Raw genomic sequence first — 16,692 nt, forward strand, 5'->3', positions numbered from 1 at the left:
CTCGGGGGAGGCGCGGCTGGCCGCGCCGGGGGCAGAGCCTCTACCCCGCGTCCGTCTTGCCGCGCCGATCCGACCGCAGGCTGGCATACAGGACATGCGTCCGCCACCGCCCGTTGATCTGCAGATAAGACTGCGCCACGCCCTCATATTTAAAGCCCGAGCTTTCCAGCAACCCACGCGAGGGCTTGTTTTCGGGCAGGCACGCGGCCTCGATCCGGCTCAGATCCAAGCGGGTGAAGGCATAGTGGACAATCGCGCCTATCGCCTCGCGCATATACCCGTTGCGGGCAAAGGTTTGACCGGTCCAATATCCCAGCGTACCGGCCTGCGCCGGGCCGCGGCGCACGTTGTCCAGCGTGATCGCCCCCAGAAGCACATCATCGGATCGACGGAATAGAAACAAAGGAATCGCTGTGCCACTGGCCACTGAACGCTGCGCCCAGTAGACGCGATTGGTGAAAGATTTGCGCGTCAGATGATCCTTAGCCCAGATCGGCTCCCACGGGGTAAGGAATTCTTGGGACGCTCGCCGTAGCGCCGCCCAATCGTTGAAATCAGAGTGAACGGGCGGGCGCAGGCTTAGGCGCTCGGTCTCGAGTTTCAGCTTGCGTCTGCCCAACAGCATCACGCCGCACGCCTCTCCTGCAATTCTACCAGCGTGGGCGCGGCGGAAACTGGACCGTAGAGCGCCAAGGCCGCCGGCGCCTGAAGCGCCATCTTTTCTGCAAACGCACGAACATCCCCGGTGCTGACTGCATCGATCTTGGCGACCGTATCCTCAAGCGACGGCACCCGGTCCCAAATCTGAACCAGACGCGCCAGACGTTCCGCTCGGTTTGATGGGCTTTCCAGCCCCATCAGCATCCCGGCTTTCATCTGCGCGCGGGCGCGGGCAACCTCTTCGGCGCTCATGTCTTCGGCGGCACGCTTCATCTCATCGATGGTAATCGTGGCCAGCTCTGCGACCTGATCCGCCGAGGTGCCTGCGTAGATCGTTGTTGTGCCGGTATCGGCATAGGCCCCGGTCTGCGCAAAGATTGTGTAGCAAAGGCCACGTGTCTCGCGCACCTCCTGAAACAGGCGCGAGGACATGCCGCCACCCAAAGCGGTGGAGTAAATCTGTGCCGTATAGATCTCATCGTCGCGGTAACCGGGGCTTTCCAGCGCGAGTGCGAAATGGGCTTGTTCCAGCTCTTTCTCTTGTCGCGCTTCGCCACCGGTGAAGCGGGCCGTTTCAGGAACCAGCCCTTTGCGCGGTTGCAGATGGCCAAACATCTCTTCGGCCATTTTCATCAGCGCATCGTGATCCACAGCACCCGCGGCAGACAGGATCATCTGCTCGGGGCCATAATGCTCGGCGACAAAACCCGACAGGTCCTCGCGCGAAAACGCGCTGACCCGCTCAGTTGGGCCCAGAATGGTGCGTCCCAGTGGTTGATCGTGATAGCTCTGCTCTTGCAGCCAGTCGAAAATCACGTCGTCCGGCGTGTCATAAGCCTGGCCGATCTCTTGCAGGATCACGCCGCGCTCGACCTCGATCTCGCGCGGGTCAAAGACAGGGTTCAGAACGATGTCACCAATCACGTCCATCGCCAGCGCCACATCGTCTTTCAGAACGCGTGCGTAAAAGGCCGTTACCTCGCGCGAGGTATAGGCGTTGATATACCCGCCCACATCCTCGATCGCTTCGGCGATCTGCAGCGCAGACCTGCGCTCAGTTCCCTTGAACGCCATATGTTCAAGGAAATGGGCAATACCGTTCTGCTCGATCCGTTCATGCCGCCCACCGGCGGTTACCCAAATGCCGATGGCCGCCGATTGCAGCCCCGGCATATGTTCACTGACGATACGAAAGCCGTTCTTCAGTTGGTCTTGTCTGACAGTCACTCAGCAATATGCCTTTTGATATGATCCTCAATGGCACCCAGATCATTGGCGATGCGGGTCACCCGTTCCGGACGTTCATACAGATCAGACATGCGAGAGGGAAGAGGCGGATGTACGTCACTCGCCTTCTCAACCGCCGCCGGGAATTTTGCTGGGTGCGCAGTAGCCAAAGTGATCATAGGAACGTCAGCCACACGGTGATCTTCGGCGACCTTGATACCGACCGCGGTGTGCGGGCAAACCAGCTCGGCGCTGTGGGCCAATGTGGATTTGATGGTGGCCAGTGTTTCATCCTCGGACACCCGGCCCGAGTCGAAATTCTCGCGCAGTGCTTCCATCGCGCCCTGACTGACGTTGAAGCCGCCATTCTTCAGCTCATCCATCAACTGCGATACAGCGCTGCCATCCTCGCCATAGGCATAGTACAGCGCACGTTCAAAGTTCGAGCTGACCTGAATATCCATCGACGGGCTGATCGAAGGAATGGTGTCGCCCTTGAAGTACCCCTGCCCCGAAAGGCAGCGATGCAGAATGTCGTTCTGATTTGTGGCCACAACCAACCGATCAATGGGCAGCCCCATGCACTTGGCGATATAACCGGCAAAGATGTCACCGAAATTGCCGGTAGGCACGGTGAAGCTGACCTTGCGATGCGGTGCCCCCAGGCTGGCCGCAGCCGAGAAATAGTAGACCACCTGCGCCAACACGCGGGCAAAGTTGATCGAGTTCACACCCGCCAGTTTCACCCCATCGCGAAATTCGAAATCGTTGAACATGTCCTTTACGGCAGCCTGACAATCGTCAAAGTCGCCATCAACGGCCAATGCATGCACATTGCTGTCTGCCGGCGTGGTCATCTGGCGGCGTTGCACCTCGGACACACGACCATGGGGGAACAGAATGAACACGTCCACAGCATCCAGCCCCCGGAACGCCTCAATCGCGGCCGAGCCCGTATCGCCGCTGGTTGCGCCCACGATGGTCACACGTTCACCGCGCCGCTTCAGGGCTACCTGGAACAGTTGCCCGATCAGTTGCATGGCAAAGTCTTTGAACGCCAGTGTCGGACCGTGGAACAACTCCAGTAGGAAGTGGTTTTCGTTCAGCTGCTTCAGTGGCGCACGGGCATCATGACCAAAGCCTTCATAGGCGCGGGCGATGATCGCCTTGAACTCATCCTCGGCAAAGGACCCGCTGACATAGGGCCACATCACGCTGAACGCGATTTCCTCATAGGGCAACCCTGCCAATGCTGCGATCTCTTCCTGGTTCATCACCGGAATTTCGGCAGGCAGGTACAGGCCACCATCGCGGGCCAGCCCGGTCAGCATCGCCTCTTCAAAGGTCAGTTCAGGCGCTTGGCCACGGGTCGAGATGTATTTCATTGCTCTTCACTTTCAGAAGGGGCGCGATTGCGCCACAGGAAATAACCGGTCATCGCGGCCCAGACCAGAGCCAGACCAAACCATGTGATTGCATATTGCAGGTGGTCATTGGGAATACCCGCAGTGTCGACAGGCAGGGGCGTCACGCCCGGGTCAGTTTGTGAACGGGCGATAAGAAGCACCGGTTCAGCCCCCAAAGCAGCGGCCAGATTGGGCACGTCGCGGGCAAACCAGATATTGCTTTCCATGTCCGGTTCGGGTGTGTACCCGTCGACCTCATCGGGCCAATGCAGATTACCCGTTACCTCCATCTGACCCACCTGCCGTTCAGCCTGCTTGGCAGTGGTCGGAACAAACCCCCGGTCTACAAGAATTGTTCGGTCTTCAGTGCTGAACCGCTGAATAATGCGGTAACCTGCGCCAACAAGTTTGACCGAAACCAGAACATGGATTTCCCCGGGCTCCATCTCACCAGAAATCGTTACCGGCAAGTACTTGTCATCCTCAGGAGAAACGCTGTCGGGTAAGGCAACCGGTGCTGCCGTGATGCGAGTATCAATCTCGGACAGAACACCCTGTTTCCATGTCAGTCGCTGCATCTGCCAGAAGCCCAGAGACAACAGGATCGCCAAACCGGCAATACCAAATATCAGCAGGAACAGGATGCGGCGCATATCGGGACCAGATTTCGTTACCTAAAGGCTCGGGTTGAACCGGCGCCTTGTTAAGGGTGCCACGTGCAAGATTGCAACCACGCAATTGTATCGGGCGCAATCTTGCACCTCGGATAGAGAAAAAGCCGCCCCTTGGGGCGGCTTTTGCAATTGGATCGCCTGACCGGCGTTAAATCAGCGGGGCCTGACCCCAAATGTAGACGGCGAAGAACAGGAACAGCCAGACGACATCCACAAAGTGCCAGTACCAGGCTGCCGCTTCAAACCCGACGTGTTTTTCAGGGGTAAAGTCACCGCGTAGCGCCCGGATCAGGCAGACCGATAGGAAGATGGTACCGATGATCACGTGGAAACCGTGGAACCCGGTGGCCATGAAGAAGTTCGAATAGAACTGATCGTCGCCGAATTTCCAGCCTTCGTGCGCCAGCAATTCATAATATTCAAAGCCCTGCAGGGCGGTAAATGCGATACCCAGTACGATACCGATAGCCAGACCGTTGATCAGCGCCTTGCGGTCATTGTCATGCACCAGCGCGTGGTGCGCCCAGGTGATCGCACAGCCCGACAGCAGCAGAACCAGCGTGTTGATCAGCGGCAGGTGGAAGGGGTCAACCGCGTGAATATCCGGCTGGATGTACTCGGTGCCAGCATAGTCGTACATCGGATACATGCGGTGTTTGAAGAACGACCAGAACCAGGCGAAGAAGAACATCACCTCGGACATCACGAACAGGATGAAACCATAACGCAGACCGATGCGTACCACCGGTGTGTGATCACCGGCGCGGCTTTCGGCCACAACCTCGGACCACCAGGCGAACATGGTGTAAAGAACGGCCACCAGACCGGCCCAGAACACAAACGGTGTAACACCGTGCATCCAAAGGACGGCCCCGAACAGCATCACAAAGCCACCGATCGCGCCGATCAGCGGCCAGATCGACGGGGCCAGAATGTGATAATCATGGTTTTTTGCGTGTGCCATCAGCGTCCCTCACCTACAGGCGTTAGTTCGTATTTGTATCTGCCTGCTCATCCAGGGCTGCGTAGCCCTCGGGCAGGTCTATTTCGTAGAATGTATACGACAGAGTAATCGTATGCACATACTTGGCTTCCAGATCCTCGACGATTTCCGGGTCGACGAAGAAGGTTACCGGCATCTGCACCCGCTCACCGGGTTGCAGCACCTGCTCTTCAAAACAGAAACAGGCGATTTTCTGAAAATACCCACCGGCCGAATACGGCGCGACGTTGTAAGACGCCTGCCCGGCAATCGGACGGTCGGTCGGGTTGTGGGCTTCGTAAAAGGCCAATCCGGTCTCACCGATGCGCACTTCCATCTCACGCTCGACCGGTTTGAACTCCCACGCCATGCCTTTGGCTTTCGAGGCGTCAAAGCGGACAGTGACCTTGCGGTCCAGAATATCCTCGGGCGCGGTTTCGGCCACACCAACCGTACCGCCAAAACCAGTGACCCGGCAGAACCAGTCGTAAAACGGCACCGCCGCCCAGGCCAAACCGCCCATCAGCACGACCACACTGACCGTCTGCATCACTGTTTTTTGCGGACCGGACAAGGCCATCAGTTCTGAACCTCTTGTGTCGGCTGACCCAGGCCAGTGCCCGAGACTTTTACGATCGTTAGCCCAAAGATGATCACAATGAAGGCAGCCAGCGTCAGACCCACCCCCAGATTGCGGTTGAACCGGCGCTGGTGCAGTTCATGGCTTTTGCGCAGACTCATGACCAACCTCCCAATCCATAGGGTTTCAACAACGCCTCAGCCAGAATCGCGCCGAAGTGCAGGAACAGGTAGAGCAGCGACAGCTTAAAGAATGAGCGCTCGACCTTGAAGTTATCTGCCTCTGAGTCATCCTCGGTGCGACGCGAGATCTGCCACGCTCCGCGCAGGAACAGGGCGTTCATCACAACAGCAACGGTCAGATAGATCGGGCCACCGATGCCCGAGAAGGACGTGCCAACCGCCAGCAGCGCCAGCAGTACGGTGTAAACAAGAATGTGCCAGCGCGTCGCGCGGCGGCCGTGTGTCACGGTCAGCATCGGCACACCCGCATCGTCGTAATCCGAGCGCATGAACAGCGCCAGAGCCCAGAAATGCGGTGGAGTCCACATGAAGGTCAAGGCAAACATCAACCACGGCTCAAGCGTCATCGACCCCGTGGCCGCGACCCAACCGATTACCGGAGGGAAAGCCCCTGCCGCACCACCGATCACGATGTTCTGCGGCGTCGAACGCTTTAGCCACATCGTGTAGACCACGACATAGAAAAAGATGGTGAAACCCAGGAAGGCTCCGGCAAACCAGTTCGTTGCCAGACCCAGCATGATCACCGACAGGCCAGACAGCGCCAGCCCAATGGCCATGGCCTCGCCAGCATCAACCTTGCCGGACGGAATCGGACGGCCTTTGGTGCGCTTCATCACCTTGTCAATGTCAGCGTCCCACCACATGTTCAGCGCACCCGAGGCACCACCACCGATGGCAATGAACAAGATGGCGCAGAAGCCGACAAAGGGATGGACCGGCACAGGTGCCGCCAGCAGACCGACAAGCGCCGTGAACACCACCAACGACATGACCCGCGGCTTCAGCAGGGCGAAATAGTCGCCAAAGCTGGCCTCGTCCGCGCGGGTCTGCGCGGTCACGGTGCTGGCATTGAAGCTTGCGTCGCTCATGTCGGGTCCTTTTGGGGCGAAAGCTGCGCGATCACCGCACAGCCTGCATCATGTATTCATCCGGCCAATGCCCGGATCAGTTCGAGGCAACCTGATAGGCCGCAGGTTGACCTGCGTACTCTTCCAAAGCGCCTTGCAGCCATTGCTCATAGGCTTCTTCGCTGACAACCTTGACGGTGATCGGCATGTAAGCGTGGTCCTTTCCGCACAGTTCGGAACACTGACCGAAATAGATGCCTTCCTTGTCAGCCTGGAACCACAGCTCGGCCAGACGACCCGGTACGCCGTCCTGCTTCACGCCAAAGGACGGGATGGTCCAAGAGTGGATCACGTCCGACGCAGTCACCTGCATGACGATGATCTTACCGACCGGCACAACAACGGCCGTATCGGTGGCCAGCAGCCACTCATCATCGCTGTAACCGGAATCGGCCAGCTTAGAGCGCATCGCATCATCCAGAACGAACGGCGTTACGTCGGCATCCGCCGGGCGGGCACCTTCATCCAGAGTTGCGGGGTGACCCAGCAGATAGCTGTCGAACGCAAAATCGTGATCAACATATTCGTAGGTCCAGTACCACTGGTTGCCCACCACCTTGATTACCACGTCACCTTCGGGAATTTCCTGCTGTTTGAACAGAACCGGAAGTGAGAACGCACCGATAAAGACCAGAACCAGGATCGGCCCCAGGGTCCAAGCAATTTCAACCGGGGTATAGTGCGAGAATCGCGCCGGTGTCGGGTTTGCGCGCTGATTGTAACGCATGATGCAGTAGACCAGTAGGCCCGCGACCAACAGACAGATGACGGTGATGATCACCAGAATCATCGCGTCCAGTCTGTGAATCCCCACGGCAAGGTCTGTAGCTGCAGGCTGGAAATTTACACCGCCGGCAACCGGCTTGCCAATAATCTCAAGCTCCTGAGCCATGGCGGGAAGGCTGGAGAGGGCTGTTGCAAGCCCGGAAAGCATCAAAGCGTTCTTCATTTTCTGTCCTGATCGTCTGATCTTAGCTTCTCTGGCGAAAAGGTGTGAATCAGTCGCACCTCTCCCGTTGTCTTTGGCCGCGTTAAAAACCATATTCCGGCGGGTAGATAAAGCAAAATGCTTGCGTCAAACAGACGCTATTTTTGATCTGGATCAAACTCGAAAGGTCCCAACCGATGCCCAACGACCCGTTTCGCCCGTTTGAAAGCGTTCTTCCGCAGGACGAAGCGCTTGCAGTTTTGCAGTCGGCTACCGCCGGGGCCGTGGATGGCGAGCTGTTTGTCGAGCGGCGAAAATCCGAGTCTCTGGTCTTTGACGACGGGCGTTTGAAGACGGCGTCCTATGACGCCTCCGAAGGATTCGGCCTGCGCGCGGTGCAAGGTGAGGTGGCGGGATATGCGCATTCTACCGACGTTTCGATCCCGGCATTGAAGCGCGCCGCCGAAACCGCGCGTCTGGCGGTAGGCGATGGTGGTGGCACCTTGGACGAGGCGCCCCGCGCAACCAACACGCGGCTTTATACGGACGAGGACCCGATCGAATCGGCAAGTTTCCCGGTGAAAATTGAAACTCTGCGCGAAATCGACGCCTTTTCCCGCGACCTCGATCCTCGCGTCGTGCAAGTCAGCGCCACGATCGCCGCCGCTGTGCAAGAGGTCGAGATCCTGCGCCCCGACGGGGTTCTGGTGCGCGATGTGCGTCCGATGACCCGCCTGAACATCTCGGTCATTGTTGAACAGAACGGCCGCCGTGAAAGCGGCTCGGCCGGGGGTGGCGGACGCGTTGGTCTGGATGGCCTCATCGACCCGGCAGACTGGCAGGACAAAGCACGCGAGGCGCTGCGGATCGCCTTGGTCAATCTGGACGCCATCCCTGCCCCGGCGGGCGTGATGGAGGTGGCCCTGGGCCCCGGCTGGCCCGGTATCTTGCTGCACGAGGCCATCGGACATGGGCTTGAAGGTGACTTTAACCGCAAGGGTAGTTCGGCCTTCGCGGGCCTGATGGGACAGCAGATCGCGTCAAAAGGCGTCACCGTCGTGGATGACGGCACGATCGCCGACCGACGCGGATCAATCACTGTAGATGACGAAGGCACGCCCAGTTCGCGGACAGTGCTGATCGAGGATGGCGTTTTGACTGGTTATATGCAGGACCGTCAGAATGCGCGTCTGATGAATGTTGCGCCCACCGGAAACGGGCGGCGGCAAAGCTATGCGCACAAGCCCATGCCACGAATGACCAATACGGTGATGTTGGGCGGCAACGCCGATCCTGCTTCGCTTGTGGCCGATATCAAAGACGGTATCTGGGCCGTGGGCTTTGGTGGTGGGCAGGTGGATATCACCAACGGCAAGTTCGTGTTTTCCTGCACCGAGGCGTACCGCGTTGAAAACGGCAAGATTGGTGCCCCGGTCAAGGGTGCAACCCTGATCGGCGACGGACCCTCCGCCCTGAACCGCATCCGGGGATTGGGCAATGATATGGCGCTTGATCCGGGTATGGGCACCTGTGGAAAAGACGGCCAATGGGTGCCGGTAGGTGTCGGCCAGCCAACCGTTCTGATGGACGGCCTGACCGTCGGCGGATCTGCTGCCTGACACAGAATCGGTCACCGACAAGGTTAACGCCACGTGTGGACGATCAATCAATATTGATGCCTGCCTGAGAACTTCCATCGGGCAGGCATTTTATTTTCCTGTTTATTATCTGATAGTTACACCGAGCGCGCCATCAATTCTGGGAAATCTTCTGAAGAATTTGACAAGATTTACAAGCTGTTAACCCCCTCAGTCGTAAACCAGTTCTGCAATCAGGCGGAGCAACGGATGACCGAAGAGCAGCTTTCTTCCTATCACCCCACACTCCCACCCACCACGGAAGAGGACCGGTTTTCCTGGCTTCGTCTGTTGCGCTCGCGCAAGGTCGGCCCGGCGACGTTTCGTCGGCTGCTGCGCGAACATGGCTCAGCGCAGAACGCGCTGGCCGCGCTGCCTGAAATGGCACGTGCCGCCGGAATCAAAGGGTATGAAATTTGCCCGCCTGGCATGATTGAGGCGGAACTCAAGGCCGCAAAAGCCGCAAACGCGCGGCTATTGTGCCTTGGGTCCGCTGATTTCCCCACTGCCCTGAACGATTTGTCCGATGCCCCACCGATGCTTTGGGCCATTGGCGACGTATCCGTGTTGCGCAAGCCCACGATTGCGATGGTCGGTGCGCGCAATTGCTCGTCTTTAGGGGCGCGGATGGCGCGTGGCCTGGCAATCGACCTCGGAAAACAGGGATATGTCGTGGTCTCGGGCCTGGCCCGCGGGATTGACACCTCGGCGCATTTGGCGGCGCTGAATACTGGCACGGTGGCGGTCATGGCCGGCGGCGTGGATGTGATTTATCCTGCGGAAAACACCGATCTGGCAAGGGACATCGCCCAATCTGGCCTGCGCCTGTCGGAACAGCCCATGGGCGTGACACCGCAAGCCCGGCACTTTCCCCGTCGTAACCGCATTATCTCGGGCCTGGCACAGGCTGTTGTGGTGGTTGAAGCGGCAGCAAAATCCGGCAGCCTGATCACCGCACGCGACGCGCTGGATCAAGGGCGCGAGGTTCTGGCAGTACCCGGCCATCCTTTCGATGCCCGCGCCGCCGGTTGCAATCTGCTGATCCGCGACGGGGCCACTCTGGTGCGGTCCGCCGAAGACGTTATCGAAGCCTTGCCAAAGCAACAGGCCGAATTATTCGAGACCCCAGTTCCCGAAATGACACCCGAACCCGCCGCCTCGGGTGCCGCCCTTCATCGCGAAATTCTGGCTCGGCTTGGTCCTTCGCCCATCGCCGAGGACCAGTTGATCCGCGACATCGCAGCCACGGCAGGCGAGATTGGTCCGGCGCTGGTTGATCTGGAATTGGACGGGCGCATCCAACGTCAGCCCGGTGGGTTGCTGTCACTAACGGCCTGAGCAAGCGTCTCACGCCCCGCGCTGATTTTTTGAAGGCTATCGCGCTGAAATCGCCGTAAAATTCACGTATTTAAAGGAACGCATTGACAATTCGCTCTTGCCCTACACATCTTGCACGATCATAGAAGGCGCCCAATCCGTCGAGCGAGGTTTCCCCTTAAATGCCTGTTGTTGTTGTAGAATCCCCGGCCAAAGCCAAAACAATCAACAAATACCTTGGCCCTGATTACACTGTCCTGGCATCTTATGGTCATGTTCGCGACCTGCCCCCCAAGGACGGTTCCGTCGACCCCGAGCATGAATTTGAGATGAAATGGGAGGTCGGCAACGACAGCCGTAAACATGTCAAAGCCATCGCCGACGCGCTGAAGGAAGACAATGCCCTGATCCTTGCCACTGACCCCGATCGTGAGGGTGAGGCGATCAGCTGGCACTTGCAAGAGGCGCTGACCAAGCGCCGTTCGATCAAAAAGGATACACCCGTCAGCCGCGTGACCTTCAACGCCATCACCAAAGACGCGGTGACCGAGGCGATGCAGAACCCGCGTGAGGTCGACATGCCGTTGGTCGAGGCGTATCTGGCCCGCCGCGCGCTGGACTATCTGGTCGGGTTCAACCTGTCTCCGGTTTTGTGGCGTAAACTGCCCGGCGCGAAATCGGCAGGACGTGTGCAATCGGTCTGTCTGCGCCTGATCGTCGAGCGCGAGATGGAGATCGAAGCATTCAAACCTGTCGAATACTGGTCGGTACGTGCCCTGTTTGAAACGCCACGCGGTCAGACCTATGAGGCACGCTTGGTCACTCTGGCGGGCAAAAAGCTGGACAAGCACGACTTGGCCAATGCCACTCAGGCGGAACTGGCGGTTCAGGCGGTCACCAGCCGCGCGCTCAGCGTTACTTCGGTCGAAGCCAAGCCCGCCGCGCGCAACCCCAGCGCACCGTTCATGACCTCGACCCTGCAACAAGAGGCCAGCCGCAAATTTGGCATGGGTGCCCGCCATGCCATGCAGGTGGCGCAGCGGCTGTATGAGGCGGGTTACATCACTTATATGCGGACCGATGGTATCGATATGGCGCCCGAAGCCGTGGCCGCCACCCGCGATACAATTGCCGACCGGTATGGCGCGGAATATGTGCCGGACAGCCCACGTATGTATAAGAACAAGGCCAAGAACGCACAGGAAGCGCACGAGTGTATCCGCCCAACGGACATGGCGCGGGATGCCAAGGCACTGAAGGTGACGGATGAGGATCAGCGCAAGCTGTATGACTTGATCTGGAAACGCACCATCGCCTGTCAGATGGCTGCTGCGCGATTGGAGCGAACTACAGTTGAGGTAGGCAGCGCCGATGGCCAGGTTGGCCTGCGTGCCACCGGTCAGGTGGTGCTGTTTGACGGCTTCATGCGCGTGTATGAAGAAGGCCGCGATGATGTGGCCGATGACGACGAGAAGCGCTTGCCGCAGATCATGCAGGGTGATCCAGCACCGTTTGCCAAGACATCGCTGAAAGATCAGTGCGCCAAGGCTGAGGACAAGGCCGCCATCCTGTCCGACAACGAATCCGTTCTGGCCCTGCAACACCACACCCAGCCGCCGCCGCGCTATACCGAGGCCACCTTGGTCAAGCGGATGGAAGAGCTGGGGATCGGGCGCCCCTCAACCTATGCCTCGATCGTGACCACGATTCAGGACCGGGAGTATGTACGCAAGGACAAGAACCGTCTGATGCCCGAAGAAAAAGGCCGGATCGTTACGATCTTTCTGCTGAACTTCTTTCGACAATATGTGGGCTATGAGTTCACAGCCAATCTGGAGGAACAGCTGGATGATGTCAGCGCCGGTGGCCGCGACTATAAAGAACTGCTGGGCAAGTTCTGGCGTGATTTCTCAGCCGCCATTGGCGAGACATCGGAATTGCGTATTTCCGAGGTGTTGGACAAGTTGGACGAGGCATTGGCGCCGCAATTGTACCCCCCGCGCGAGGATGGGTCTGATCCGCGTATCTGCCCGAAATGCGGCGTGGGACAACTGCACCTGAAGACCTCGCGCACGGGCGGGTTTGTGGGTTGCGGCAACTATCCCGAATGCACCTATACCCGTCCCATCGCGGGCGAAGGGGCTGAAGGCGACGAACGTCTGCTGGGTGAGGATGCGGGCGATGAGATTTGGCTGAAATCCGGCCGGTTCGGTCCTTACGTTCAGCGCGGCGAACCCACGCCCGAGAACAAGAAGCCGCCGCGCGCGTCCCTGCCCCGCGGGTGGAGCAAGGATGACGTGGATCTGGACAAGGCGCTGACGTTGCTGTCCCTGCCCCGCCAGATCGGCGAACACCCCGAGGGCGGTATGATCAGCTCGAATTTTGGGCGGTTTGGACCGTATCTGATGCACCAATTGCCCGAGGAAGCAAAACCGGTCTATGCCAACCTCAAAGACCCCAACGATGTGTTCGAGATCGGTATGAACCGCGCAGTTGAAATGCTGGCCGAGAAGCGCGCCAATCCGGGGCGCGGACGCAGGGCCGCTGCCAAACCGCTCAAAGAACTGGGCGAGCACCCCGATGGCGGCGCAATGCAGGTTCTTGATGGGCGGTATGGGCCATACGTGAAGTGGGAAAAGGTCAATGCCACCATTCCCAAGGATATCAAGCCCGAAGACGTGACGCAGGAAATGGCCATTGAGCTGGTCAATGAGCGGGCTGCCAAGAAGGGTACCAAGAAAAAGGCCGCACCCAAGAAAAAAGCGGCAGCCAAGAAAACGACCAAGAAGGCAGCCACCTAAGGGTGGCTAGGTAGAAATACCACCACCCCCTTGGATTCGTTGACTTCCCCGTGACGTGGCGGCACAACCTGCCCATCACCATGTCATTGGGGGAGTTTTCCATGAAGAAAGTCTATGCCAATGCCACCGAAGCGCTTGATGGGGTGTTGTCGGATGGCATGATGATCGCAGCAGGCGGGTTCGGCCTGTGCGGTATTCCTGAATTGCTGTTGGAGGCGATCAAGGAGTCGGGTGCTCAGGACCTGACCTTTGCCTCGAACAATGCGGGCGTCGATGATTTCGGCATCGGCATCCTGCTGCAAACCAAGCAGGTCAAGAAGATGATCAGCTCATATGTCGGCGAGAACGCGGAATTCATGCGTCAGTACCTGGCGGGTGAGTTGGAATTGGAATTCAACCCGCAGGGTACATTGGCTGAGCGTATGCGTGCTGGTGGTGCAGGAATCCCCGGCTTCTATACCAAGACAGGTGTGGGCACCGTGATCGCTGAGGGTAAGGAGCATAAGGATTTCAACGGCGAAACCTATATCATGGAAGAAGGCATCTTTGCCGATCTGGCCATCGTCAAGGCATGGAAGGCCGACGACACCGGCAACCTGATCTTTCGCAAGACCGCCCGCAACTTTAACGTGCCCGCAGCGACCTGCGGCAAGGTCTGCATCGCCGAAGTCGAAGAGATCGTGCCACGCGGTTCGCTGGATCCCGACCAGATCCACTTGCCCGGCATCTACGTGAACCGGATCATTCAGGGCGATCACGAAAAACGCATCGAACAGCGCACCACCCGCAAGAAGGAGGAAGCATAATGCCCTGGGACCGCAATCAAATGGCCGCCCGCGCGGCGCAAGAGCTGGAAGACGGCATGTATGTGAACCTCGGCATCGGGATTCCGACGCTGGTGGCGAACTATGTGGGTGATAAGGACATCACTCTACAATCCGAGAACGGCATGCTGGGCATGGGCCCCTTCCCGTTCGAAGGTGAAGAAGACCCCGACCTGATCAACGCAGGAAAACAGACGATCACTGAATTGTCGCGCACGTCCTATTTCGACAGCGCCACATCCTTTGCCATGATCCGGGGCGGCAAGATTGCTGCAGCGGTTCTGGGCGCTATGGAGGTTGATCAGGAAGGTGATCTGGCCAACTGGATGATTCCCGGCGTTCTGGTCAAGGGCATGGGCGGTGCGATGGATCTTGTGGCCGGTGTTGGCCGCGTGATCGTTGTGATGGATCACACTAACAAGCACGGCAAGTCCAAGCTGCTGAGGAAATGCACCCTGCCCCTGACTGGAAAACAAGTGGTGGATCGCATCATTACCAATCTGGGTGTTCTGGATGTGGTCGACGGTGGCCTGAAGATCGTCGAAATCGCCGAAGGTGTAACCGAAGACGAGATTCGTGCCGCCACCGAGGCCAAGATCGTCAACTGATCCGCTAGATTTAAAAGGCCCGCCGGTTCTGGCGGGCCTCTATCAATTCAATGTTTGGAACACACAGCCATCCGAAATCAACTCGGGCGGGGTTGAACAAAGGGCCTTGGCGATCTGAAAGGCCGCAAGGACTTTGGGCACGTAATCCCGCGTCTCGGCATAAGGGGGAACTCCGCTGTGCTTGCGCACAGCACCTTCACCCGCATTATATCCAGCCAGCACTAGGATCGGATCATTTCCAAATTCTTCCATCAACCAGTTCAGGTATTTCACACCGCCCGAGATATTCTGAGACGGCTGCAAGCTGTCCTTAACACCAAATCGTTTGGCGGTGGCTGGCATCAACTGCATCAACCCCTGCGCCCCGGCTGAGCTGACCGCATTCTCACGACCCGCTGATTCAACCGAAATCACGGCCAGCACCAAAGCCGGCGATACATTTGTTCCTACGGTCGAGCGCAGAATCTCGATCCCTTGTTGTTGCGCAATGTTCTGGAGCGTCTGCAAACGTGGTGAGGCCACATTGGTCGCGGCCAGCGCGTTTATGGCTGCATCCAACCGCCAGGCTCCTGCTTCGGCCAAAGCAGGTGAGATTTTATCCCAGAAAGCCTTGTAAGACCCGACCGGCTTGTTTTGCGATCCAGTCCCTGGAACACTTGGGGGTACAACCTTGGCGCGTTTGACGATCTCAGGAATAACGAGCTCGGCCCCGGTGCTGGGCGCGAAGGGCGCCGATGCATGTTCTTCGGGCGAAATCTGAACAGTTATCTTGGGTCGCGTCCCCGGTTTGGGGGGCTTTACTCTTTTATATACGCCCCTGGGTTCAACTTCATTCGCGATAGCGGGCAAGGGCCCTGACATTATCAAAGCCAACGTGCCGGCGCAGATCATTGCGTCCCGGAGTTTCATTTTGCCTGCCTCATGTTTTTTCTTTTACGGGATTTGAACCGCGAATCCCGTTGTAAAGCCAGAGAAACACGTCGAAATGGGGCAATTTCGCCTCATTTGGCGCAATTTTGCATCGGCAACACAGAACACCCCAATCGGTAACGAACTTTTATTTGTTTACTTTCAATAGCTTGAAGAAAAAACTACCAAAAAGTTAAGCGGAAAAGAAAAAAAATGGTGTTTAGCCCAATTCCTGCCACGCCTGACAGGCAATCATAGTGCCATACCGAGACGGTCGGGAGCGGACTGAGAGAGAAAGCTCTGATAGACCCCGAGGTTTATTTGACTTTTGATCCTTTAGGAGGGACGTAACATGATCAAGTTCATCAAGAACTTCCGCAAAGACGAAGACGGCGCCGTAACAGTTGACTGGGTCGTTCTGACTGCAGCTATCGTTGGCCTGGCCGCTGTTGCTTACAGCGCGATCGGTGATGGCACCGCAGCTCTGTCGGACAAGATCGGTACCGAGATCGACGGCACCACGGTTGAAGACATCAAAACCAAGTTCGGCACAACCGGCGGCTAATATAAACGCCAGTAGAGATTTATATGGTGGGGCCATGCTTGCTTAGGCTTGGCCCCTCTTTTTATGCAATATCCCTAAAGTGGTGCTCCTATGCTGAAGAGACTTGCAACATTTTCTCGCCAAGAGGACGGGGCCGTAACGGTTGATTGGGTTGTGCTGACAGCCATGCTGGTTGGGTTTGGTTCTTTCATCGGTCTTTACATCGCAGATCCTGTGCAAAACCTGGACGCAAAAAATGGTGCCGCAGTCTCTGCGGTTGAGGTTCAAGACATTCGAACCAAGTTTTCTGCCACCAGCCCCTGATGCGGAAACGCCTCAGAATGAGTGCGGAATTACAATCACGAAATTAATCGAGATTGTCCCCCTTTTCGACACAATTTAACATTACGAAGGACTGGACTTCGTCGTAATGTCACGGCGA

Annotated in this window: 17 protein-coding genes; 7 read left to right on the forward strand and 10 right to left on the reverse strand. The window is 57.8% G+C overall.

Annotated elements, in window-relative coordinates:
* Positions 1–40 precede the first annotated feature (40 nt).
* The 9 genes from ACR3EP_RS08970 to coxB form a co-directional block, all read right to left on the reverse strand.
* Complete coding sequence (locus tag ACR3EP_RS08970; RefSeq protein WP_170351416.1) at positions 41–625, reverse strand: GNAT family N-acetyltransferase; 585 nt, start codon at positions 623–625, stop codon at positions 41–43.
* Positions 625–1,887, reverse strand: coding sequence for a M16 family metallopeptidase (locus tag ACR3EP_RS08975; protein ID WP_480637396.1), 1,263 nt, complete (start codon positions 1,885–1,887; stop codon positions 625–627). Before ACR3EP_RS08975 ends, ACR3EP_RS08970 begins: the two co-directional genes overlap by 1 nt.
* On the reverse strand, positions 1,884–3,272 hold the full coding sequence (gene thrC / locus ACR3EP_RS08980; RefSeq protein ID WP_480637397.1) for a threonine synthase: 1,389 nt from the start codon (positions 3,270–3,272) through the stop codon (positions 1,884–1,886). The genes ACR3EP_RS08975 and thrC overlap by 4 nt, the downstream gene beginning before the upstream one ends.
* Positions 3,269–3,946 carry an SURF1 family protein gene (locus tag ACR3EP_RS08985; protein WP_170414291.1) on the reverse strand — a complete coding sequence of 226 codons (678 nt, stop codon included), beginning with the start codon at positions 3,944–3,946 and terminating at the stop codon, positions 3,269–3,271. Before ACR3EP_RS08985 ends, thrC begins: the two co-directional genes overlap by 4 nt.
* A gap of 169 nt (positions 3,947–4,115) precedes the next feature.
* A complete protein-coding gene (locus ACR3EP_RS08990) occupies positions 4,116–4,931 on the reverse strand; it encodes a cytochrome c oxidase subunit 3 (protein WP_170351424.1) in 816 nt (271 codons plus the stop codon).
* A gap of 22 nt (positions 4,932–4,953) precedes the next feature.
* Complete coding sequence (locus ACR3EP_RS08995) at positions 4,954–5,529, reverse strand: cytochrome c oxidase assembly protein (RefSeq protein WP_170351425.1); 576 nt, start codon at positions 5,527–5,529, stop codon at positions 4,954–4,956.
* A complete protein-coding gene (locus ACR3EP_RS09000; RefSeq protein ID WP_170351427.1) occupies positions 5,529–5,690 on the reverse strand; it encodes a hypothetical protein in 162 nt (53 codons plus the stop codon). Before ACR3EP_RS09000 ends, ACR3EP_RS08995 begins: the two co-directional genes overlap by 1 nt.
* A complete protein-coding gene (gene cyoE / locus ACR3EP_RS09005) occupies positions 5,687–6,643 on the reverse strand; it encodes a heme o synthase (RefSeq protein WP_170351429.1) in 957 nt (318 codons plus the stop codon). Before cyoE ends, ACR3EP_RS09000 begins: the two co-directional genes overlap by 4 nt.
* 76 nt (positions 6,644–6,719) lie before the next feature.
* Positions 6,720–7,631 carry a cytochrome c oxidase subunit II gene (coxB, locus tag ACR3EP_RS09010; protein WP_480637398.1) on the reverse strand — a complete coding sequence of 304 codons (912 nt, stop codon included), beginning with the start codon at positions 7,629–7,631 and terminating at the stop codon, positions 6,720–6,722.
* 176 nt (positions 7,632–7,807) lie between these two features.
* On the opposite strand from coxB, the gene tldD reads away from it, so the two are divergent.
* The 5 genes from tldD (at position 7,808) to ACR3EP_RS09035 (ending at position 14,797) form a co-directional block, all read left to right on the forward strand.
* Entirely contained in the window at positions 7,808–9,229 is a 1,422-nt protein-coding gene (gene tldD / locus ACR3EP_RS09015) for a metalloprotease TldD (RefSeq protein ID WP_480637400.1), read from the forward strand.
* A gap of 228 nt (positions 9,230–9,457) precedes the next feature.
* Entirely contained in the window at positions 9,458–10,585 is a 1,128-nt protein-coding gene (gene dprA / locus ACR3EP_RS09020; protein WP_480637401.1) for a DNA-processing protein DprA, read from the forward strand.
* 161 nt (positions 10,586–10,746) lie between these two features.
* Complete coding sequence (gene topA / locus ACR3EP_RS09025; protein WP_480637403.1) at positions 10,747–13,365, forward strand: type I DNA topoisomerase; 2,619 nt, start codon at positions 10,747–10,749, stop codon at positions 13,363–13,365.
* Positions 13,366–13,466: 101 nt separating this feature from the next.
* Entirely contained in the window at positions 13,467–14,171 is a 705-nt protein-coding gene (locus ACR3EP_RS09030; RefSeq protein ID WP_170362511.1) for a CoA transferase subunit A, read from the forward strand.
* Positions 14,171–14,797: a CoA transferase subunit B gene (locus tag ACR3EP_RS09035; protein WP_170516918.1), complete on the forward strand. Its 627-nt coding sequence runs from the start codon at positions 14,171–14,173 to the stop codon at positions 14,795–14,797. The genes ACR3EP_RS09030 and ACR3EP_RS09035 overlap by 1 nt, the downstream gene beginning before the upstream one ends.
* A 42-nt stretch (positions 14,798–14,839) precedes the next feature.
* Here the strand turns inward: ACR3EP_RS09035 and ACR3EP_RS09040 are convergent, their stop codons facing one another.
* On the reverse strand, positions 14,840–15,706 hold the full coding sequence (locus ACR3EP_RS09040; protein ID WP_170362509.1) for a lytic transglycosylase domain-containing protein: 867 nt from the start codon (positions 15,704–15,706) through the stop codon (positions 14,840–14,842).
* Positions 15,707–16,058: 352 nt separating this feature from the next.
* Between ACR3EP_RS09040 and ACR3EP_RS09045 the strand changes: the two genes are divergently transcribed.
* Complete coding sequence (locus tag ACR3EP_RS09045) at positions 16,059–16,271, forward strand: Flp family type IVb pilin (protein WP_480637405.1); 213 nt, start codon at positions 16,059–16,061, stop codon at positions 16,269–16,271.
* Positions 16,272–16,361: 90 nt separating this feature from the next.
* Entirely contained in the window at positions 16,362–16,574 is a 213-nt protein-coding gene (locus ACR3EP_RS09050) for a hypothetical protein (RefSeq protein ID WP_425082206.1), read from the forward strand.
* The last annotated feature ends 118 nt before the right edge of the window (positions 16,575–16,692 follow it).

It is taken from the genome of Ruegeria sp. BB10 (assembly GCF_056535725.1).

Coding starts and splice junctions, on each gene's coding strand:
- topA (WP_480637403.1), top strand. CDS start 10,747: ATGCCTGTTGTTGTTGTAGAATCCCCGGCCAAAGCCAAAACAATCAAC.
- thrC (WP_480637397.1), bottom strand. CDS start 3,272: ATGAAATACATCTCGACCCGTGGCCAAGCGCCTGAACTGACCTTTGAA.
- ACR3EP_RS08985 (WP_170414291.1), bottom strand. CDS start 3,946: ATGCGCCGCATCCTGTTCCTGCTGATATTTGGTATTGCCGGTTTGGCG.
- coxB (WP_480637398.1), bottom strand. CDS start 7,631: ATGAAGAACGCTTTGATGCTTTCCGGGCTTGCAACAGCCCTCTCCAGC.
- ACR3EP_RS09045 (WP_480637405.1), top strand. CDS start 16,059: ATGATCAAGTTCATCAAGAACTTCCGCAAAGACGAAGACGGCGCCGTA.
- ACR3EP_RS08995 (WP_170351425.1), bottom strand. CDS start 5,529: ATGGCCTTGTCCGGTCCGCAAAAAACAGTGATGCAGACGGTCAGTGTG.
- ACR3EP_RS09030 (WP_170362511.1), top strand. CDS start 13,467: ATGAAGAAAGTCTATGCCAATGCCACCGAAGCGCTTGATGGGGTGTTG.
- tldD (WP_480637400.1), top strand. CDS start 7,808: ATGCCCAACGACCCGTTTCGCCCGTTTGAAAGCGTTCTTCCGCAGGAC.
- ACR3EP_RS09000 (WP_170351427.1), bottom strand. CDS start 5,690: ATGAGTCTGCGCAAAAGCCATGAACTGCACCAGCGCCGGTTCAACCGC.
- ACR3EP_RS08990 (WP_170351424.1), bottom strand. CDS start 4,931: ATGGCACACGCAAAAAACCATGATTATCACATTCTGGCCCCGTCGATC.
- ACR3EP_RS09040 (WP_170362509.1), bottom strand. CDS start 15,706: ATGAAACTCCGGGACGCAATGATCTGCGCCGGCACGTTGGCTTTGATA.
- ACR3EP_RS09050 (WP_425082206.1), top strand. CDS start 16,362: ATGCTGAAGAGACTTGCAACATTTTCTCGCCAAGAGGACGGGGCCGTA.
- ACR3EP_RS08970 (WP_170351416.1), bottom strand. CDS start 625: ATGCTGTTGGGCAGACGCAAGCTGAAACTCGAGACCGAGCGCCTAAGC.
- cyoE (WP_170351429.1), bottom strand. CDS start 6,643: ATGAGCGACGCAAGCTTCAATGCCAGCACCGTGACCGCGCAGACCCGC.
- ACR3EP_RS09035 (WP_170516918.1), top strand. CDS start 14,171: ATGCCCTGGGACCGCAATCAAATGGCCGCCCGCGCGGCGCAAGAGCTG.
- dprA (WP_480637401.1), top strand. CDS start 9,458: ATGACCGAAGAGCAGCTTTCTTCCTATCACCCCACACTCCCACCCACC.